Genomic DNA, 20,362 nt, shown 5'->3' with positions numbered 1-20,362 from the left:
CGCGTGGGTGAAGACATCGCGGGACTCATCTGGCTGCTGGGTGTCCTTGCGGCGTTACTGAGCATCCCCGCGCAGGCGGGCGGATCCGTCGCGCTGGCGATGCTGTCGGCGCCCCGCGACCGGCGCACACCGGTGCAGGGGAGCCGCCTGCTGTGGGGAGCGGTTATCGCCGTGGCCGGTCTCTCGGTGCTGGCACGCATCGCATGGGCCACGCATGAGGAACGCTTCTACGAAGAGCTCGAACCGGGCTTGCTCATGCTGGCAGGCATGGTGGGCGGCTCGCTGCTCCTCCTCGGCCTGGGCCCGTTCGTGTCGTGGGCGCTGACACTCCCCGCCCGGCTCGCCGTACGGCTGCCGCGTCCGTTACGGTTGCCGGCCCGCCGGCTCGCCGATCATCAGCCCGGTACGGCCGGCGGGGTCGCGATGACGATGGTGGCCACCGCCGTGGCCACCGCGGTAATGATCGTCGCGGCGGCCCAGACAGCGCAGGACAGGTCCTTCTCCCCTCCCCAGGCCCCGTACGGAGCCCTTGTCGTGCGGGTGTCCTCCGAGCAGGAGGCGAAAGCCGCCCGCGCGGCCCTCCGGGAGGAGATTCCCTCGGCCCCCATCGTCCAGAGCGAGGGCACGGTCAAGGGATACCTCGTCTACCTTCACAATGACCTGTCGGGGATGGACCCCCACATCGGTGACCAGGCTTTGCTCGGCTACCTGACAGGCGACCCGTCCACGCCGTACGACGAAGGCACGGCCGTACTCGTCACCTCCGAAGACGTCGGCGACACCCCACTGGATATCGGCTACAGCCTGGACACCCCTTCGGGTGAGACGTTGCGCAGAACCCTCCCCGCGATCGCGGTGAAGCCCGCGGACCCAGGTAGGACGGACCTCTTCATCCCCGCGAAGGTCCTGCGCGACCTCGGCGTCGGCTTGGCGCCGAATCGACTGATCATCGACCCCGCCTTTCATCGCACGTCGGCCGCCGAGCAGGAACGCCTCGATCACCGGTTGGGCGTCGGCATGCCCAGCTACGTGGAGCGGGGATTCGAGGCTTCGACCGGTTGGCTGTTCGTCTTCGTGCCGATGATTCTCGTGGCCCTCGTCGGTGCGCTGGTCGCGACGGGCTCGGTGGCCGACAGCCCGCGGTGGCGGCGCGTGCTGCTGCGCGTCACCGGTGGCTCGAGCGTCCGGCTGAGGTCGTACGCCATCTGCCGCACATGGCTGGCCACAGCCTGCGGAACGGCGTTGGGCGTGGCGGCGGGCACCGCCACGGGACTGCTGCTGGCGTGGCCCGGAACCGCTGAGAACGGATATGACCCATTGCCACGCGTGGCCTTCGACACCCCGTGGCTGCCGATCGCCGCCCTGGTCGTGGGCTTCCCGCTGCTCGCCGCGGCATTCGCGGCCCTCCTCCCGATCGGATCACGGCCGCCGATCGAGAGCGGGCACGGTCGTCCGACTTCACGTTCAGCGTAGGAAGACCTCGTTCAGGTGCCCCAGGGCATCGCGGTGCGGGCGATCACGGCTCTGCTGGGGGAGCGCGATCCGCTCCCCGGCGCGTTCGTAGAACTGGCGGCCATTGCCGAACTCCTTCCGGGCGGGGAGAAGGAGGTGTCGCGAAGTAGTACGCACCCGATCACCGGATCGCCGGCCGGGGCGATCGGCTGCTCGCGGTAGCGGCCGACCCGGCTGATGGGGCGGCGCGCAGGAGCCGAATCCCAGAACTTCCCAAAAAGGGATCTTTACCTAGGCTGGTCTGACCAGTAGCCTCAGTGCACTCAGTAGCGCTCTCGCTCCCGTACGACCTCAGCCCCATACCCCCACACCCCACCCCCCGCGGGGTGAGCCCACGGGCACGGGCGGCCCCCTTGCCCGGCACCTCACTGGAATGAGGGATCCATGAAGCCACGCCTCGTCGCACTACTGGCCGGAGCACTGATGCTCACCGTCCCCGGAAGCGCGTCCGCACACGCCGCCGCGGCGAACACCCCCGGACTTCCCGGCCCCCACAACGCGATCACCGACGTGCCCGGCATCAAGGTCGGGCAGGTCCAGTCGGCCAGGGCGCCCTATCTCACCGGCACCACCGTGATCTACACCCCGACGATGTCGGTGACCGGCGTCGACCAGAGCGGCGGCGCGCCCGCCACGAAGGAGACGGACCTGCTCGACCCGCTCAACTCCAACCCCGGCGTGAACGCGGTGATGCTCGGCGGCAGCAGCATGTACGGGCTGTCCGCCACGGACGGCATCATCCGCTGGCTGGAGGAGCGCGGCGAGGGCGTCAGTGTCGGCTCGGGAGTCGCGCCGATCGTCCCGGCCGCCGACATCTATGACCTCGGCAGGGGCGGCGACTTCAAGGCCCGCACCACGCCCGAGTGGGGCTACCTCGCCGCACAGGCCGCCAAGGAGGGGCCGGTACGGCAGGGCGTCGTCGGCGGCGGCACCGGTGCCCGCGCCGGCGGGCTGAAGGGCGGCGTCGGCACCGCCAGCATGGTCCTCAGCGACGGCACCATGGTCGGCGCCATCGTGGTGGTGAACTCGGCCGGCTCGCCGGTCGACCCGCGGGACTGCTCGCTGTTCGCGGCCCGGTACGAGGTGGCGGGCGAGTTCCGCGGCCTGGAGACGCCGAAGGCGAAGGAGTGCCGGCAGGAAGCCAAGACGGACGCCCCGTCGTTGAACACCACGATCGCCGTGGTGGCTACGAACGCGCCGCTGGAGAAGGCCGCCGCCGCGCGGATGGCCGGCAACACCCAGGACGGTCTGGCCCGCGCGATCAGCCCGATCCATACGCTGGGCGACGGCGACACGATCTTCGGCATGTCGACCGGCACCGGCACCCCGCTGCGGGTCAACAACCCGGCCGACTCGCGCCGGCTCAACGAAATCTTCAACGCCGCCACCGACACGCTGACCCGGGCCACCGGCCACGCGATGCTGAACGCCACGTCCGCCGGTACGACCCTGAACTACTGCGACCGGTACCCGTCGGCCTGCAAGAAGGTGAAGCCGCTGCCGCAGAACAAGCAGGGCGAGGCGCCGGAGGTGACCCAGGCGTCGCTGGTCGCCACCGCGGAGAAGTTCCGCAACGCGCCCGCCGTGCCCGAGTAGCCAACCCTGGAGCAGGTCGTGCCGGTGGTCCGGCACGATCTGCTCCACGTACGGGCGCTCACGAACCGAAATCGCCGACACAACGGGTCGCTTCCATCGAAAAGACCTTAAAGTGGCGGCATGTCAGGAGTGACGTACCGGAGCCGGGTTCGCGGCTGCGTGCTGGGCGGGGCGATCGGCGACGCGCTCGGCGGGGCGATCGAGTTCGACTCCATCGGCGGTGTCCGTTCCCGTCACGGCGGGGCCGGGGTCATATCGCCGTCTACTGCGCGCTCGCGTACGAGAAAGACTTCCCGGCGGCGCTGCTGCTGGCCGTCAACCACTCCGGCGACAGCGACTCCACCGGCTCGATGGCCGGCAACCTGCTCGGCGCGGTGCACGGCGAGGACGTTCTGCCGGAGAGCTGGCTGGACGTCCTGGAAGGCCGCGGCACCATCGCCGAGTTGGCTGACGACTTCGCCGGCCGCGGGCGCGCCGACCCGGCCAAGTATCCGCCCGGCTAGAACCCGTACAGGGCCGAACGCGTCCTCAGCCGGAACCCGGCGGCGAGTGTGGAGCAGATCACCGAGGCCGCCGGGATCGCCCGTACGATTGTGCACCGCCGCTTCGCCTCACGCGACGCGCTCGTGGACGCGATGGCCGCCTGGGCGATGCGGCGGTTCGCCGAGGCCGTTGAGCCGGCCTGGACGACCACGACCACGGCTCCGGCGCTGGTCACGCTGCATCAAGCGACCGCCAACGTACTTCGCGTCAAGATCGACTGGGGATACGTGATGAGCCTGGCCGCTTCGGCACCTTGCTGCACCGTTTCGGCGATTAGCTAGTGGTTCGCCTTCAGCGTAGGAGCGGCTGAGCATGCATTGGCACGCGTACCAATGGGTCGATGCGGGAGCAGGCCGGGGCGATGAGGCCGTGCGGCGGACGTTGCCGCCTGAGCGTGTGACGTCGGTGCTGTCGCCGGTGCGGGCTGGTGTCCGGCGGGCCGGGCCGGGGTCGGGGATGGCGGCGACCTTTGGGGAGGTGTGGCTGGCGGTGGTCTGGCTGGCCGGTGCGTACGGCAAGATCCGCGAGGAGTTGCCACTGCCGGGGGTCCTGCTGGAAGAGCGGCTGGAAGCCGCCCTCGACCTGCTGCCCCGTGGCGTGGACGTGCGATGGGGCGAGTGGCTGCACGACGGCCGGTTCGTCACGATCGGCGTGGCGTGCCGCCCGAACCGGCACGTCCCCCATCCCTGCCCGATGCGCCGCCCCGCCCGTTAGCGACCAGGCGACCAGGCGGCCTGGCACGTCGTCCCGCGCGTCGCCGGCCTGGTTCTTCGACAGCACGATCAGCCTTGGAGGTCGGCACGGCCATGATGGAATTGCACGGCGTTCACCTGAAACCCCTGCGCGAGGGCTACGTCCCGATCGATTGGTCCGACCTGTCGCCCAGATGCGACTCGGTCAGGGTCCGGGCCCACACCTGCGACTGCGTGCTGACCACGTACGAGTTGTGCTCGGCAGGCGGCCTGGCCCACATCCGCCGAACCGTGCGGTCGGCCAAGAGCGCCCGGATCAGTGAGAGCCCTTGGCTGCGGGCCGCCGAAGCGCCCCGGTTGTGGGAGGGGCTGCTCGACGACCGCGCCCGATGAACCGCGTGCGGGCCGATGGCACAGATGGTGGCAGACGACGGTGTCGTGAACGTCGTCCTGCCATGCGCGATGAGCTGTCAGCGGCCGGTGGAGCCGTCGATCTGCTCGCGGAGGATGTCGGCGTGGCCCGCGTGCCGGGCGGTCTCATCGATCATGTGCACCAGGGTCCACCGCATCGTCGGCGCCGGTCCCCGGCGCGGAGGCCGTGGGCCGGGGTGGGTGAGGTCGGTGCAGGCGTCGATGACCTGGTTCGCTCGTACGATGGCCTGCCGGTAGCCGGCGAGCACGCTCTCGATCGTGTCCTCGGGGGACGGACGCATGGTCTGGCCCCAGTCATCGGCTTCCTCGCCCAGGAAGTAGAACCGCTCGACGAAGGTCAGGTGTTTGACCAGCCCCAGAAGGCTGGTGCCAGAAGGCACGCCGCCGGTCCGGACCTGCGGTTCCGGCACGCCCGCCGCCTTGTTCGCGATCGCGTCCCGGAGGTGGTCGAGGAATCCCCGCAGGGTGGCCTTCTCATCGGCGCCGGTCCGTGGGGGGCCGGTGTCCCTGGCCCGTGGCCTGGGCTGCCGCGTACTGCCTGGTGGCATCGTGTCGCTCCGTATCGCTTCGTGTGGTCAGGCGGTCATCAGGGGTTCCGGCGGAGGACGAGGACGTTGTCGGTGACCGTGGCGGCCTCGCCGGCGGGTCCGGTCGCCCGGCGTCGGGGCATGTCCGCGCGCAGGACCGGCCACTGCTCGGGGTCCAGGTTCAGCTCGGCGGCGATCTCGGTGGGTGTGGGGTAGTGGGTGTCGGGATCCTGGTTCCAGGACCAGGGCGCGGTGGAGCCGTGGTCGACGATCAGCAGCAGGCCGCCGGGGCGCAGGGCATGGGCGGCGGTGCGCAGTACTTGGCTGCGGGGCAACGTGAACGAGGTGTGGAAGTACTGCGCGGAGACGAGGTCGAACTCTCCGCCGGGGAAGCTTCGGGCCAGGTCGTGCTGTTCGGTGGCGACCTGGTTTTCGAAGCCGAGCTCGCGGGCGCGCTCCCGCACCTGTTCGACGGCGGTGGTCGAGATGTCCACGGCGGTGACCTGCCAGCCGTGCCGGGCGAGCCAGATGGTGTCGCCGCCCGCGCCGCAGCCCAGATCCAGAGCCGCGCCGGGAGGCAGGTGCTCGACGGTCTCGACGAGCAGCGGGTTGGCGCGCTCACCCCACGTGCGCCGGGCCGCGTAGTGCTTCTCCCAGAACGACTCGGCCTCGTCGCCTGCGGCATCCCTGTGATTTCGGGTGGTGTCCATGCGGACATCGTGGCCACGATGATTCCTGGCTTGCAAGAAAAGTTGCGGATCCGCAAGATAGCGTCATGAGCAGAACTGAACAGGACGTGCTGGCCGGGGTCGGGCCACGCCTTCGGGCCCTGCGCCGGGCTCGAGGAGTGACGTTGGCGGGCCTGTCCGCGGAGACCGGCATCACGTCGAGCACGCTGTCGCGGCTGGAGAACGGGAAGCTCCGGCCTACGCTGGAGCAGCTGCTCCCGTTGGCACGGGCGCACGGCGTCCCGATCGAGGACCTGGTGGAGGCGCCGCTCACCGGTGACCCCCGCATCCACCTGCGGCCGATGCGGCGTTTCGGGCTGACCGTGGTGCCGCTGACCAGGCGCGCCGGGGGGATCCAGGCTTACAAGGTGATCTACCCGCCCGCCTCCCGGGCGCGGACGACGGGCCTGCAGACCCACGAGGGATACGAGTGGTTCTACGTCCTCAACGGTCACATCCAGTTCGTGCTCGGCGACCAGGAGTTCCGGCTCGGCCCCGGCGAGGCGGCCGAGTTCGACACCCGGGTGCCGCATCGGATCGGCAGCGCCGGAGAGGAGCCCGCGGAACTGCTCACGTTGTTCGGCCCGCAGGGAGAGCGCGCCCACCTGTCGACGGACAGGACTGACCAGCCGCACCGGCGGCGGCTCTGGTCATCAGGCGCGCGTGCGGCCGACCCCCACGTTCCGGGTGGGGAGGCGGGCGTCCGCGGTAGCTCCGGGTAACTGCTCCGCCCAGCCGTCGTCGGCCTCGCCCTCCAGAGCGGACGCATTGGAGCCCATCGGCAGGTTGATGATGAGCCACATGGGGATGCCGGCACAGCGGGGCGTGCGGGTGGTGCGAGCTGAGCCCCGGCGACGAGGGCAGCCGGTCACCGTCGAAGAACGACTTCTCAATTCTCAGAGGATCGTGATGGAGTCGACGTGCGGCGGCCTGTTCGGAAATTTCATAATGGTCCGGCGCTATATGCGGACCTTGGCGCCGTTGTAGTCGAGGTACCGCAGTCAACCATGTTGATGGCGTGGGCGGTGCCGGCCGGTAAATTCACGGCGAAAACGGCGGCTCAGGCCGCCGCGGCGAAAGATTGCGTATCTTCTCGATCCCAGACATTCTAAGGTTCGCCGCCGCGCTGCCGGAACGGCTGGCGGTGACGACGGTAGCGGCCAGGCCGGCGGACTTCGAGGGGGCGCGGGCGGTGTTGGCGGAGCCGACCCGCCTTCAGTTCGCGTGAGCCGCTCACCGAGCTGTCCCCGGACCGCTTCACGATGGCTCGCCCTTCTAACGCGGCATGGTGTCCGCCGCGACGTCTCCTCGCCTGCCTCGAAGTGGTGCCGGAAGGTACCGCAGAGACGGCGATGGGGTTCGGATGCCACGGTTGAGCGGCCGGTGGAGCCGCCGATCTGCTCGCGGACGATGTCGGTGCGATGGACCCGTTCACCGTGACTTTCGCTGTCCGGCCGTCGACATCGATGTGGCGCTTCGGCTAAGTGCGATCAGTCGCAGTGATGCGCCTGATGCCCTGGCTCATCAATTGACAGAGACTGTCGATTATATCGTAAATCTCCCTCATGGCGCGGCGGGGATCGCACGCCCCCTCTCGTACGCTGGGCGAGTCGGAAATCGAATGATCAGGAGGCGAAATGGTGCAACAAGTCCAACTCGACCAGCAAACCTGCCCGGGTATGTACAGTCAGTGGATCTCCTATCCCCTGAGCGCGAGCGCGCTGGGGATAGGCTTCCAGAATCACGATTATGCCCAGAACTTCTGGGTGTCTCAGATGTTCATCTCAGCCGATGGGTCATATGCTTTCTGGCAGGTGAACAACACAAGCCTGACGGACACCTATTGGTGGCCGTACATCACCATTGATGTTTCAGAAGACTTCGACGCCAGGAAAGCGGTCTCTGAACCCACGATGCGGACGCAGCAAATAGTCAAGTGATCCTTCTTCGCCTCCGCATCCGCGCCAGGGGCGGCGCGTTCTCGGTTGGCGCGACGGTCACATAAGGGCGCCCCGGTGCGGAGATGACAAACCCGGCCCCTCCTGATCGCCGATCGTCCAGGCAAGTCGATCAGGAACAGGGGCCGCGTTTGCCTATCGTCGCGGACGAGGTGGCGAGAGCTGCCGCATTCACCGCGCGAGCAGCGGGAGCGCCGGGAAGATGTGGTCCTGCCACAGCAGTCGCGAGGTCTCTTCCGGGTAGGCGGTGACCAGCGACGGCGTGTCGAAGAGCTGTGCGAGGCGGTGGCCGGTGTCGTACGGAGGCCAGCCCGGGTCGCCGTGAGCGGCGAATGCTGTCCACGCCCTGCGGATCTGCGCGGACAGCTCCTCTGCCGCGGGGGAGGGCGGGTCGCCGATCAGCATGGCGGGCTGACCGCTGCTCAGGTTGCCGAAGACGAGCGGCACGTCCAGGCCGTGGCAGGCGCCGAGGTCACCGCCCAATCCCGGGGCGGACCAGGTCAGCTCGTAGACGTGGGCGTGGCCGCCGCCGGCGATCTGCGCGTCGGCGAGATGAAGGCTCGGCATGCGGAACAACCAGTCCGCGTTGACCAGCTCGTACAGCTCCTCTTCGGCCGCGCCCGGGAATGCCTCCCGGTAGCGGCGTGCGCCGTCCGGGCCGGGGGCGAGCATGTGCAGAGCGGTTTCGGTCTGCTCGTGCGTGACCTGGCCGAGCACGCCGTCGATCAGGCTGAACAGCCGGTGCTCGTCACGAGTGTGCCCGACGAGAAGCCCGATGTCCCGGGCGGCCCCGTCGGCCAGCGCCTGCCAAGGCGTCGCCGGCAGGACGTCACCGTCGACGACCGGCGCGAACGGGATCGGCCGGTGGGTGATCTGCCCCCAGCGCTCCCGCCACTGGACCGTCCTGGCGAGGATCGCGTCGCCCGCGGCGGGCAGCCGGGCCGGGGCCACCGCCGACAGACCGGACACCGTGGGCCGTACCCCCAGCTCGGCGGCGCAGGCGGCGGCGATGTCGGCGGCCAGTTCGGGGGAGAAGAACGTCCCCGGCACGCTCTGCGCGACCGCCCGGCTGAAGAGCCCGGCGGCACGCGGCATGGCGAGCAGCGCGGCGACCGATCCGCCGCCCGCCGACTGCCCGAAGACCGTGACCCGGTCCGGATCGCCGCCGAACATCCGGATGTTGTCCCGTACCCACTGCAAGGCCGCGACCTGGTCGAGCAGCCCCCGGTTGGCCGGGGCTCCGCCGATCTGCGCGAAACCCTCGATGCCGAGACGGTAGTTGAGGGTCACGACTACGACTCCGCTCCCGGCCAGGTGGCCGGCGTCGTACTCCGGGAGGCTGGAGCCGCCCATGGCGTAACCGCCGCCGGGGATCCACACCATCACCGGGAGTCCTGCCGTCGGATCCGGTTCCGGTGTCCAGACGTTGATCGTCAACCAGTCGTCCCCGGCGGTGTCCTGGGACACCCCGAGCACGCCGGACTGCGGGGGCGGCGGGCCGTACGCGACCGCCGGGCGCACACCGTCCCAGCTGCGCACCGGCTGCGGCGCGGCGAAACGGAGGGCGCCGACCGGCGGCTCGGCGAACGGGATACCGCGAAAGACCGCCAGGCCCGCCTCCCGGCCGCCGTGGAGGACGCCGGCGGTCGTGCGGACTTCCGGCTCGGACTCGGACGGCTTGCTGGACGAGGTGACGGCCACTTCGCGGCTCCCTCTTCGTTCCGGCTACGGCCGAGCATCCCAGTCCGCGCCATCCGCGGGCAAAGCATTTAGGGAGTGGCCATGCCGAACTGGTCGTGAGGAAGGCTCGGGAGCTGAAGGATTGGTCCCCAAAGGGGTACCGACCTGGTGCGAACCAGGTGAGAAGGAAGCCCGCGAATGGCCTCACGACCAGGATGCGAGGAGAGCGGGAAGGCTAGAACTTTAAGGAGTGTGAGGAGGAAGCCCTCCCATGGCCTCACGATCGTCACCGTATCAGGCGGGGATCAGCTCGAGAGGTCCGCATTCGTCGCACCCGGCCGATACGATCCAAGCCTGAGGATCCGGCCCGGTGCGGCGGCCGATCACACCTCTCGATCAGCGGAGTGAGCGCATGCTCGAAGGCCGGTGGACCACCGTCACCGAGTCCGAGTTCGACCATGAGCGCCGTGGCCTGGAGGCCATCCGCGAGCGACTGCCCGACGCCGAGCCCTGGCGGGCCTGGTCCAACTTCACCTTCACCGCCCAGACCGGCCACGTACGCGAGGTCGACCTGCTGATCGTCGGCCCCGGCGGCGCGTACATGATCGAGCTCAAGGACTGGCACGGCAGCCTCACCACCGAGAACGGCACCTGGGTGCAGACCGCCCCCAACGGTCGCCGCATCTCGCACGGCAATCCCCTGCACCTGGTCAACAAGAAGGCCAAGGAGCTGGCGGGCTTGCTGGCGCGGCACGGCAAGCGCGTGTGGATCGCCGAGGCCGTCTGCTTCACCGACGACGCCCTGCGGCTGCGCCTGCCGGCCCACGACCAGAACGGCGTCCACACGGTCGGCCAGCTCCTGGACGTGCTCCGGCAACCCCCGCGAGACGAGCGCTGGCGGATCACCGCGACCGACTCCCGCATGATCAAGGGCGCGCTGGAGCAGGTCGGCATCCGCCGCAGCGACGCCGAGTACAAGGTCGGCCCCTATCTGCTGGAGCGCAAGTCCTTCGACACCGGCCCCACCTGGGCCGACTATCTGGCCAACCACAGCGAGCTGCCGGAGCCCGCCCGGGTCCGCGTCTATCTGCGCGAGCGGGGCGCCGACGCGTCGATCCGCAGGTCGGTGGAGAACGCCGCCCGGCGTGAGGCGGCGGTGCTGCGCCGCTTCCGCCACCCCGGCGTCGTCCAGCTCAAGCAGTACGACCCGTCCGGGCACTCGGCCGGCCCCGCGCTGATCTTCGACTATCACCCGCACACCCTGCGCCTGGACGAATACCTCGTCCAGCACGGCGACAAGCTCGACATCCTCGGCCGGGTGGCGCTGGTCCGGCAGCTCGCCGAGACGATGCGGTCCGCGCACTCCAGCCGGATCCACCACCGCTCGCTCGCCGCCCGGTCGGTGCATGTGATTCCGCGCAACCGGGGCCGCGAAGGTCAGGCCATCGGGGAGGAAGCGGCCTGGCTCGCCCCGTACCTGCAGATCTCGGACTGGCAGATAGCCACGCAGCGCGCGCCGCAGGGCGTGACCAGGCACGCACCCACCGCCCTGTCGGCGATCCACCTGGCCGACGACGCCGACGCCTACCTCGCTCCCGAGCTGACCGCGGTCAGCCCCGATCCCATCGCCCTGGACGTCTACGGGCTGGGCGTGCTGACCTACCTTCTGGTGACCGGCGAGGCCCCGGCCTCCAGCCAGGCGGAGCTGCTGGCCAGGTTCGAGGCGGGGGAGGGGCTGCGGCCGAGCGCGATCGTGGACGGCCTGTCGACCGACATCGACGAGCTGGTGCAGGCGGCCACCGCCTACAAGCCCGAGCAGCGGCTCGCCACAGTCGCCGAGTTCCTGGACATGCTCGAATGCGTCGAGGACTCGCTGACGGCCCCCGAGCCCGAGCTTGAGGAGAAGGACCCGCTGGAGGCGGTCACGGGCGACGTGCTGGCCGGCCGCTGGGAGGTACGCCGCCGCCTGGGCACGGGTTCGACGAGCCGCGCGTTCCTCGTACGGGATCTGCACGCGGGAGAGCGAGGACGGCCGCTGCGCGTGCTGAAGATCGCCCTGTCCGACGGTCGCGGCGAGATCCTCGTCCGTGAGGCCGAGGTGATGGGCCGGCTGCCCGCGGACTCGCGCGTCATCCGCCTGGTGGAGCCGGAGCCGCTGGTCATCGGCGGCCGCACCGTGCTGGCTCTGGAGTATGTCGGCATCGAGCGGGAGGACGAGGATCCGGCCGAGCCCGGCAGCAGGCCACGCCGCCGCGAGGAGACCGTGGCGCGGCAACTGCGTGAGAGCGGCCGTCTCCAGATCGACCAGCTTGAGGCGTACGGCGACTACCTGTTCGGCGCGGTCGACTTCCTGGAGGGCGAGGGCGTCTGGCACCGTGACATCAAGCCGGACAACATCGCCATCCGGGTGCGCCCCAACCGCACCCGCCAGCTCGTGCTGATCGACTTCTCCCTGGCCGGTTATCCGGTGCAGGAGACCGACGCGGGCACCGACGGCTATCTCGACCCGTTCATCGGGACGCTGACCCGTTCGGTGTACGACGCGCACGCCGAGCGTTACGCGGTGGCCGCGACCCTGCACGAGATGGCCTCGGGCGAGCTGCCCCGCTGGGGTGACGGCAAGGTCTCACCCCGGCAGACCGACGAGGCGTATCCGGCGGTGGCGGCCGACGCGTTCGATCCGGCGATCCGAGACGGGCTCGTCGGCTTCTTCCGCAAGGCCATGCACCGCGACGCCGGGCAGCGCTTCGGCGAGCTCAAGAAGATGCAGGACGCCTGGAAGAAGATCTTCCTGGACCTGGCGGAGACCACCCCGTCCGCGGGCCGCGCCAGCCGACATCCGGCTCCCGAGCAGGCCCCGGCCATCGCGGACGCCGAGCCGGAGTCCGTCGAGCGGCAGCGTGACCGGCTCGCCGCCGAGGCCACCCCGCAGACCCACCTGTCCGCTGCCGGGCTGACCCCGGCCGCCGAGTCGTTCCTGTACGGCCTGGGCCTCACGACAGTCGGCACCTTGCTGGACTACAGCCAGCGCAACCTCGTCAACGCCCCCGGCCTGGGCGCCAAAACCCGCAGTGAGATCCAGCACCGGCTCAGCGACTGGGGCAGACGCCTGCGCGAGACGCCCGTCTCCCCGCTCAGCCCGGAAGGCCGGCGTGAGGCCAAGGAGGAGCTCAGCGCCGCCGAGTCCGTCCTCGTCGGCGATCTGGCCGCCGCCGAAGGCGCTGAGCTGCTTCCCCAGCGCGCCTTGCGCTCGGTCAGCCTGGACACCCTGGCCACACTCTTCGTCCCGCCGCTGAAGAAGGACGGCGCCAACCGCAACGAGGTCGAAGCCGTACGGCTGCTGCTGCGCCTGCCCGACGAGCACGGCGAACTGCCGGGGCAGACGGTGTGGCCCAATCAGAGGGCCGTCGCCGAGACGCTGGGGCTCAGCCGCCAGCGCATCCCCCAGATCGTCAAGAGCCAGCGCACCCGGTGGAAGAAGTCCCCCGCCGTCCAGGCGCTGCGCGAGGAAATCCTGGAGTTGCTGGCCGGGCTCGGCCGCGTCGCCTCCGTCGCCGAGATCACCGATGCGCTGACCGTACGGCGCGGCACCCGCCTGCACCGGCGCGACCAGCGGCGGGCACTCGCGCTGGCCGCCGTGCGAGCGGTCGTCGAGGTGGAGCAGCTCATCCCCGAGGAGGGACGCTTCCGCCACACCGCCAACCGCGAGGCGGCCGACTCCGGGCTGCTCGCCCTGGAGGTGTGCGAGGACGACCCGCCCAACACGCCGTCCGCGCCGGGCCTGCTCGACTACGCGCACCGGCTGGGCCGGGTCGCCGACCGCCTCGCCAGGCTCGACACGCTGCCCACCGCGAGCACCGTGCTGGCCGAGCTGCGCGCCATCACCCCGCCGCAGGGGGTGCTCGACTGGGACGAGCGCCGCACGGTGCAACTCGCCGTCGCCGCCTCCAGGAACGCCGCCGCCACCCCGCGTCTGGAGATCTACCCGCGCGACCTGCTTCTGGTACGCGCACTCCGGCTCACCCAGGCGGGCCTGGTGCGACTGATTCCGGGGGTGCCCGAGCCCCGGCAGCCGGGGCTGACCGTCGAGGAGGTTCATGAGCGCGTACGGGCCCGCTTCCCGGAGCTGACGGACGGCGGGCTGCCCAGCGGGCCGCCGTTGACCAAGGCGCTGCGGGAGGCGGGCTTCGACCTCAACCTGTCCATGCGGGAAGGCACCGGCACGCAGCGCTATCTGCCCGCCCGCCTGGATCTGGCCTCCAGTTACCTGACCGCCTACGCCGGGCGGCACGCCACCCGGGCCGGCGCGATCACCCGCTACGCCGACGACCCGCAGCTCGCGGCAGCCGTCCGGGCGGAGGAGCGGCTGACCGCCGCGGCCCGGCGGGACGGCTTTCGTGCGTTGACCGTACGAGCGGGGCTGACCAGGGAAGCGGTGGCCGAGCTCATCGGGGAGCGGTTCGGCGCGCGGCAGGTCTCGGTGACCAGGTTGTTCCTGGAGGCGATGCACGAGCTGGTGCCGCCGGGCACGAAGCCGACGTGGGACACGATCCTGCGGGCGGACGTCGCCGAGCCGGGCAGCCGGGCGGCGCTGAAGTTCGCCGAGTACGCCCGCACGTCGTGGGGGCGGATCGAGCCGGAGGTCCGCGCGCTGCTGGAGTCGGGCGCGGGGCCGGTGCTGCTGACCGAGGCGGCGGTGTTCGCGCGGTACGACGCGATGGGCGTGCTCGACCGGCTCGCGGCGGCGGCCCGGCTGGGCGGGCGGGGGCTTTGGCTGCTGTGCCCGCAGGGCGACCCGGCGCGTGAGCCCCGGCTGGGCACGGTCGCCGTGCCTCACCAGGCGGGGCTGGGGGAATGGATCGAGCTTCCGGACTCGTGGGTGACCAACACCCACCGGGCCGGCCTGACGTTGGAGGCCAGATGATCGACCGTAAAGCGGTGCTGGACGACCTGAAGCAGCAGGTCAAGGCGGTCGAGGCCGATCTCGGCAGGCAGGTGAAGGCGCTGCCCGAGGTGGGGGCGCGGCTGCGGGCGGAGTACGACCAGGCGCGCAAGCTGGGGCGGACCGCCGCCACCTGGGGGTCCTGGCTCGACGAGCGGGTCACGCAGGTCGCGGCGGCGTGGGTGCTGGGGACGGTCTTCGTACGGTTCTGCGAGGACAACCGGCTGATCGAGGAGCCGTATCTGACGGCGCCTGAGCCGGATCGGCGGGATTTGGCGCAGGCGCGGTATGAGGCTTATGTCGAGACTGACGAGGACCCGACGTATCGGGGGTGGCTGCGGCGGGCGTTCGAGGAGCTGGGGGAGGGGCAGGCCGGGAAGCTGCTGTTCGATCCGGTGCACAATCCGCTGTTCCAGATTCCGCTCAGTCATGATGGGGCTGGGGAGCTGGTGGAGTTCTGGCGGCGGCGGGACGAGGCGGGGGAGCTTGTCCATGACTTCGCGCATCCGCTGAACGAGGACGGGACCGAGGGGTGGGACACCCGGTTCCTGGGGGATCTGTATCAGGATCTGTCGGAGGCGGCGCGGAAGACGTACGCGCTGTTGCAGACGCCGGACTTCGTGGAGAAGTTCATTCTCGACCGGACGATGGATCCGGCGGTGCGGGAGTTCGGGTATCGAGAGCTGAAGATGATCGACCCTACGTGTGGGTCGGGGCACTTTGTGCTGGGAGCGTTCCAGCGGCTCGTCCGGCTGTGGGGGGAGCGGCCGTTGGGGTTGGAGCGGCGTGAATGGGTGCGGGCGGCGTTGGATTCGGTGCACGGGGTTGACCTGAATCCGTTCGCGGTGGCTATCGCGCGGTTCCGGCTGTTGGTGGCGGCTATGGCGGCGGCTGGGGTTCGGACTATGAAGGAGGCTGCCAAGTATGAGTGGCCTATTCATTTGGCTGTGGGGGACTCGCTGATCAAGGCTCGGCAGCTTCCACTGACCTTGGGTGATGAGGTGCCCGGGGATCCGCTGGCTGACTTCGCTTATGCGACGGAGGATGTGCACGAGCATTCGCGGATCCTGGAGGAGGGGCGCTACCACGTTGTGGTGGGGAATCCGCCATATGTCACTGTCAAGGACAAGAGGCTGAATGAGCTATACCGGAGGTTGTATAGCGCCTGCGGTGGGAAGTACGCGCTCTCCGTGCCGTTCGCCCAGCGATTCTTCGAGTTGGCCGCGCGAGGTGACGCAGACGGGCGCGGCTACGGCTTGGTCGGGCAGATCACAGCCAACTCGTTTATGAAGCGGGAGTTCGGTGCCAAGCTGATCGAGGAGTTTTTCGCCCGCAAGGTCGAGATTACAGAGGTCATCGATACTTCTGGGGCATACATTCCTGGGCACGGCACGCCGACGGTCATCCTTATCGGCACGCGGCGTATGGGGCGCGATCGATCGGCGACTGTCCGGACAGTACGTAGTGTTCAAGGCGAGCCTTCTACGCCTGAGGCAGGAGAGAAGGGGTTGGTCTGGCGCGCGATTGTTGACCAGGTGGACAAGCCAGGTTCAGTCAGCCAATGGGTCTCTGTAGACGATCTCGGGCGCGAGCGGTACTTCGGCAAGCAGCCGTGGATTCTCAAGGACGGCGGTCTAGAGATGGCCGAACAGCTTTCCAAGCACGCAGTTTCAAGCATTAAGGCCGTCGCGACAGAAGTCGGTATAGCGTCGGTGACAGGCGAAGATGATTTGTATCTATTGCCTCGCAATGGCAGCGCCACACGCCACGGCCTAGAAGGTTCTACCCCGATGATTTCGGGTGACATCGTTCGCGACCATCAGTCAACGGTAGCTCTCGACGCCGTGTGGATCTATGACTCCGGCTTCAAGCTTCTTCCACTAACGCAGCTTCCTGCCACCGCTAGATACCTGACCCCATATCGAACCAGTATCTCGCGCCGTCGGCGCTTTGGTACACCCATGCTAGAGCGTGGACTGGCCTGGTATGAATGGCAGGAGCTCTACGCAGCGAAGCTTAGAACGCCACTGACAATCGCGTTCGCCGAAGTAGCGACGCATAACCACTTTGTGTTGGATCGAGGTGGGAAGGTCTTCAACCGGACTGCACCTGTGATCAAGCTGCGAGAGGGGGCGAGCGAGAAGGAGCATCTGCGCTTGCTCGGGCTGCTCAACAGTTCCACGGCTGCACTGTGGCTGAAGTTGAACTGCCACGATAAGGGGATTCGTGGTGAAGGGGGTGGTTTCACCAGCGGCGAGTGGGAGCGCTTTTATCAGTTCAACGGCTCCAATATCGAGCGTTACCCGCTTCCCGCCGAATATCCCACTGAGCTGAGTGAAGCCCTGGAGAAGCTAGCCCAGCAGTTCGCCGCCACGGCTCCATCCTCGATGGTCGCCATTCAGACTCCAACAGCAGCAGGCCTCCGCGATTCCAGTGCCCAATGGAAATCCTTGCGCGCCCAAATGATCACGCTTCAGGAAGAGCTGGACTGGCAGGTCTACTCGCTTTATAACCTTTTCCCTGAAGATCTGCGCGCGCCTGAGGATGATTTGCCGAAGCTGGCGCTTGGGGAGCGAGCCTTCGAAATCGTGCTCGCTCGCCGGGTCGCCAAGGGTGAGGCGCCCGACGAGTGGTTCAGGCGGCATGGGTCAACGCCGATCAAAGAGATCCCCGCCCACTGGGCGGAGTCGTACAAGCAGGTCGTTCAGAAGCGCATCGACGCTATCGAATCGTCCCGTGCCATCGGCATGGTGGAACGTCCCGAGTACAAGCGGCGCTGGGCGACCGAGGGTTGGGATGTCCTTCAGGAGAAGGCGCTGCGGTCCTGGCTGTTGGATCGGATCGAGGCGCGCGAGCACTGGTATGACGAGAACGGCCAGCCCGCCATTCTCACCCTTGGCAGGCTCGTTGATGCGCTCTCCCGTGACGAGGACTTCGTCTCCGTGGCTACCATCTATGCTCCTCGTCGTGAGTTGTCGACCGTCGTCTCCGATCTGGTGGCCGAGGAGCATGTCCCGTTCCTCGCCGCGTTGCGGTACAAGCCGACCGGCCTGAAGAAGCGGGCCGACTGGGAAGAGGTCTGGGACCTTCAGCGCAAGGAGGATGCCGCGCCGGACGAGCCCGCCAAGCGGAAGATCCGGGACTCGATTCCCGTGCCGCCGAAGTATGGGCAGGCTGACTTCCAGCGGACGTCGTACTGGAGAGCACGCGGCAAGCTCGACGTGCCCAAGGAGCGTTTCATCTCCTACGGCCAGGTGAACACCCAGACCCCCGACCTGTACGGCTGGGCCGGTTGGGATCATCGGGAGCAGGCGCAGGCGCTGGCCACGTACTTCACCAACCAGGCCTTGACCAGCGAGGAGATCACCCCGTTCCTCGCCGGCCTGCTCGAACTCCAGCCCTGGCTCTACCAGTGGCACCACGACTTCGACCCGATGTACAGCGGCTCCCCGGCGGACTTCTTCGCGGGTTACCGCCAGCAGATCCAGGGAGAGCACGGACTTACGGACGACACTCTGCGTGAGTGGCGTCCGACTGTGGTTGCGCGCGGAGGACGTACCAAGAAGAGCAGTTGAGCTTGTACGTGAGGCTCAGGATCCGGCGTCGCTACGGCGCACGACGGATCCTCTGCCGGGCTTGGTGATGATCAGCCCGCGCTCGCGAAGGATCGCGAACGCCTTGCGGATGGTGCCACGGCCGACGCCGAAGTACATCTGAAGCTGTATTTCCGACAGCACGGTACGCGGCGGATAGACCTCGTCCTGGATGCGCTCCGCGATCCAGTCGGCAATCTGCTCGTAGCGGTAGAACTCTGGGTTCCAGTCGTCGGCGTTCCAAGCCTTGTCGGGCACGATCATAGGCCGGACTCTAAACCGCCATTGACGTCCATAGGTAGACCAACCAGTATAAGAAACGGTCGGCCTGGGACTAGACGGCACGGTACAGGTCGGCCTAGGATTTGCTCGTGACGGTATCGCATGCCCAATGCGGAGACCCGCCACAGTCCGGAGAATCTACGGGAGCGGCTGAGCATGCATTGGCACGCGTACCAATGGGTCGGTGCGGGAGCCGTCCGGGGCAACGAGGCCGTGCGGCGGCCGTTGTCGCCTGACTTTCCGACGTCGGTGCTGTCCCCGATGCGGATCGGCGACTGGCCGGCCGGGCCGGGGCCGCAGGTGGCGGTAACCTTTGCGGAGGTCTGGCTGGCAGTGGTCTGGCTGGCCGGTGCGTACGGCAAGATCCGTGCGGAGTTGCCGCTGCCGGGGGTCCTGCTTGAGGAGCGACTGGAGGCCGCCCTCGACCTGCTGCCTCGCGGCGTGGACGTGCGCTGGGGCGAGTGGTTGCGCGGCGGCCGTTTCGTCACCATCGGCGTGATCTGCTGCCCGAACCGGCACGTCCCCCATCCGTGCCCGATGCGCCGCCCCTGCCCGTAGCGTGCGGCGGCCGTACTGACTCTGACCGCACGATCGGCCTTTGGAGGTCGGCATGGCCATGCAGGAATTCCACGGTACGCACCTGAAACCCCTGCGATGGGGATACATCGTGATCGACTGGTCGGAGTCGGTGCCCAGATGCGGTTCCGTCAGGATCCGGGCCTCCACCTGCGACTGCGCGCTGACATCGTACGAACTGTGCTCGGCAGGCGGCCTGGTCCACATCCGCCGGACGGTGAGATCGCTCGACGGCAACGACGTCAGCGAAAGCCCCTGGCTCCGGCCCGCCGAGGCGGCCCGGCTCTGGGAAAGCCTTCATGACGGCTTCGCCGGGTGACCACGCAGCCAAGCTCCAGCGAAACGGCCTGCGGCTCGTCTTGGCGTCACCGGGTCAGCCTGCAGGCGGCACGGTCTTCTGGTCGCGGATCTCTGTCCGGTGCATAATGATTGAACGTTTCCCGGTGATCGTTGATCACGCTGTGTAGTTTCTGGCACTCCGCGTCTTCTGGCCTCAGACATAGGCGAAGCCCCGCAGCCGCTGCGCCTCCGCTGGGAAGTCCGCGCCGACATCCACGAGGCCTTCCTCGAACTGGCCTGCGCGCTCGTCTTCTGGCGACGCCTCACTTCATTGCGTCAGGCGCTCTTGGGACCAGATTGATCAGGTACAGAGGCTGAGGCTACTCGAAGTCGTTGGCCGGCACGACATACGTCGTGTGGATGGCTTCCAGCCATTCCCGGTCGAGTTGGTGGCCGACAACACGGCCGATGGCGGTCAGCGCGGAGGTGAAGCTCTCGTCGAGGTAGATCGGGGGTTCGCCGGGCAGGTCGTCGTCGATGTTGAAACGGAGGCCATGAAGGTAGGGGTCGAGCGCGTCCGGAGCGCTTCCGGAGCGTTCATCGGTGTCGAGGACATCGAGAACGGTGATCAGCTCACCGTCCTTCGCATACTTGAGCAACGTTTGGCTGTCACAATCCCACTCAATGGCCAGAACCCGAGCACCGTGACGCGACAAAGCAAGCAGAGTATCGTCCATTGTCAAACGGTAGTCGCCGATCATCAGTGTCCATTCGCCGATCGGTCCCACCAGCAGACCGCCCGGCTCATCGCCGCTACCGTCGGAGCCGGAACCCCACCCGGCGAAGCTGTCGGGTGTGCCGGTGGCCGGATCGCCATTCAGCACGACGATTGCTTCCTCGACAGGGATGGCTTCCACCCATACGGCGTAGAACTGCTGCATCGAGACGTCGCTGGGGTCGTATGAGCGGAGCAGTTGATACAGAGCGTCTTCCGGCATGAGATCAGCCTCCTGATCGATCGG

General features: G+C 68.4%; 18 protein-coding genes and 1 pseudogene. 14 read left to right on the top strand and 5 right to left on the bottom strand.

The window, feature by feature from the left end; all coding sequences use genetic code 11:
• The first annotated feature begins 3 nt into the window (after positions 1-3).
• From ACIBQX_RS03160 to ACIBQX_RS03125, 8 genes and pseudogenes are all read left to right on the top strand, one after another.
• On the top strand, positions 4-1,473 hold the full coding sequence (locus tag ACIBQX_RS03160; protein WP_397000023.1) for a hypothetical protein: 1,470 nt from the start codon (positions 4-6) through the stop codon (positions 1,471-1,473).
• Between the two features lie 15 nt (positions 1,474-1,488).
• Positions 1,489-1,674, top strand: a complete 186-nt coding sequence (locus ACIBQX_RS03155; RefSeq protein WP_397000021.1) for a hypothetical protein — start codon at positions 1,489-1,491, stop codon at positions 1,672-1,674.
• Positions 1,675-1,896: 222 nt separating this feature from the next.
• Positions 1,897-3,108: a P1 family peptidase gene (locus tag ACIBQX_RS03150; protein ID WP_397000019.1), complete on the top strand. Its 1,212-nt coding sequence runs from the start codon at positions 1,897-1,899 to the stop codon at positions 3,106-3,108.
• Positions 2,991-3,449 (top strand): annotated as a pseudogene (locus tag ACIBQX_RS03145) (ADP-ribosylglycohydrolase family protein); the annotation flags it as partial. The gene ACIBQX_RS03150 and the pseudogene ACIBQX_RS03145, both read left to right, overlap by 118 nt.
• A 9-nt stretch (positions 3,450-3,458) precedes the next feature.
• Positions 3,459-3,611: a hypothetical protein gene (locus ACIBQX_RS03140; protein ID WP_397001568.1), complete on the top strand. Its 153-nt coding sequence runs from the start codon at positions 3,459-3,461 to the stop codon at positions 3,609-3,611.
• Between the two features lie 48 nt (positions 3,612-3,659).
• Entirely contained in the window at positions 3,660-3,932 is a 273-nt protein-coding gene (locus ACIBQX_RS03135; protein ID WP_397000017.1) for a hypothetical protein, read from the top strand.
• 31 nt (positions 3,933-3,963) lie between these two features.
• Positions 3,964-4,365 carry a hypothetical protein gene (locus ACIBQX_RS03130; protein ID WP_397000015.1) on the top strand — a complete coding sequence of 134 codons (402 nt, stop codon included), beginning with the start codon at positions 3,964-3,966 and terminating at the stop codon, positions 4,363-4,365.
• Positions 4,366-4,457: 92 nt separating this feature from the next.
• Positions 4,458-4,736 carry a hypothetical protein gene (locus ACIBQX_RS03125; RefSeq protein ID WP_397000013.1) on the top strand — a complete coding sequence of 93 codons (279 nt, stop codon included), beginning with the start codon at positions 4,458-4,460 and terminating at the stop codon, positions 4,734-4,736.
• A gap of 77 nt (positions 4,737-4,813) precedes the next feature.
• On the opposite strand, the gene ACIBQX_RS03120 is transcribed toward ACIBQX_RS03125, so the two are convergent.
• Both ACIBQX_RS03120 and ACIBQX_RS03115 read right to left on the bottom strand, forming a co-directional pair.
• The gene (locus ACIBQX_RS03120) at positions 4,814-5,323 is read right to left on the bottom strand and encodes a DinB family protein (protein WP_397000011.1); all 510 of its coding nucleotides are present in this window, start codon (positions 5,321-5,323) and stop codon (positions 4,814-4,816) included.
• A 38-nt stretch (positions 5,324-5,361) separates the two neighbouring features.
• Complete coding sequence (locus ACIBQX_RS03115; protein WP_397000009.1) at positions 5,362-6,012, bottom strand: class I SAM-dependent methyltransferase; 651 nt, start codon at positions 6,010-6,012, stop codon at positions 5,362-5,364.
• A 65-nt stretch (positions 6,013-6,077) separates the two neighbouring features.
• Here ACIBQX_RS03115 and ACIBQX_RS03110 point away from each other — a divergent pair, with 65 nt between their 5' ends.
• Positions 6,078-6,752 (top strand): helix-turn-helix domain-containing protein, encoded by a 675-nt coding sequence (locus ACIBQX_RS03110; protein ID WP_397000007.1) that lies wholly within the window; start codon positions 6,078-6,080, stop codon positions 6,750-6,752.
• Between the two features lie 915 nt (positions 6,753-7,667).
• A complete protein-coding gene (locus tag ACIBQX_RS03105) occupies positions 7,668-7,970 on the top strand; it encodes a hypothetical protein (RefSeq protein ID WP_397000005.1) in 303 nt (100 codons plus the stop codon).
• 189 nt (positions 7,971-8,159) lie between these two features.
• Here the strand turns inward: ACIBQX_RS03105 and ACIBQX_RS03100 are convergent, their stop codons facing one another.
• Entirely contained in the window at positions 8,160-9,689 is a 1,530-nt protein-coding gene (locus ACIBQX_RS03100) for a carboxylesterase/lipase family protein (RefSeq protein WP_397000003.1), read from the bottom strand.
• Positions 9,690-10,080: 391 nt separating this feature from the next.
• Between ACIBQX_RS03100 and pglW the strand changes: the two genes are divergently transcribed.
• Together pglW and pglX are read left to right on the top strand one after the other, a co-directional pair.
• Positions 10,081-14,592, top strand: coding sequence for a BREX system serine/threonine kinase PglW (gene pglW, locus ACIBQX_RS03095; RefSeq protein WP_397000001.1), 4,512 nt, complete (start codon positions 10,081-10,083; stop codon positions 14,590-14,592).
• Entirely contained in the window at positions 14,589-18,185 is a 3,597-nt protein-coding gene (pglX, locus tag ACIBQX_RS03090) for a BREX-2 system adenine-specific DNA-methyltransferase PglX (protein ID WP_396999999.1), read from the top strand. The genes pglW and pglX overlap by 4 nt, the downstream gene beginning before the upstream one ends.
• A gap of 15 nt (positions 18,186-18,200) precedes the next feature.
• On the opposite strand, the gene ACIBQX_RS03085 is transcribed toward pglX, so the two are convergent.
• The gene (locus ACIBQX_RS03085) at positions 18,201-18,467 is read right to left on the bottom strand and encodes a winged helix-turn-helix domain-containing protein (protein WP_396999997.1); all 267 of its coding nucleotides are present in this window, start codon (positions 18,465-18,467) and stop codon (positions 18,201-18,203) included.
• A 174-nt stretch (positions 18,468-18,641) separates the two neighbouring features.
• Here ACIBQX_RS03085 and ACIBQX_RS03080 point away from each other — a divergent pair, with 174 nt between their 5' ends.
• A complete protein-coding gene (locus tag ACIBQX_RS03080; protein ID WP_396999995.1) occupies positions 18,642-19,043 on the top strand; it encodes a hypothetical protein in 402 nt (133 codons plus the stop codon).
• A 52-nt stretch (positions 19,044-19,095) separates the two neighbouring features.
• Positions 19,096-19,380, top strand: a complete 285-nt coding sequence (locus ACIBQX_RS03075; RefSeq protein WP_396999993.1) for a hypothetical protein — start codon at positions 19,096-19,098, stop codon at positions 19,378-19,380.
• Between the two features lie 340 nt (positions 19,381-19,720).
• Here the strand turns inward: ACIBQX_RS03075 and ACIBQX_RS03070 are convergent, their stop codons facing one another.
• Complete coding sequence (locus tag ACIBQX_RS03070) at positions 19,721-20,338, bottom strand: DUF6461 domain-containing protein (RefSeq protein ID WP_396999991.1); 618 nt, start codon at positions 20,336-20,338, stop codon at positions 19,721-19,723.
• Between the last annotated feature and the right edge of the window lie 24 nt (positions 20,339-20,362).

The organism is Nonomuraea sp. NPDC049714, assembly GCF_044465295.1.
Lineage (GTDB): Bacteria > Actinomycetota > Actinomycetes > Streptosporangiales > Streptosporangiaceae > Nonomuraea.
Note: the sequence above shows the minus strand (reverse complement) of the source record. Positions and strands in the feature narration are given on the sequence as shown.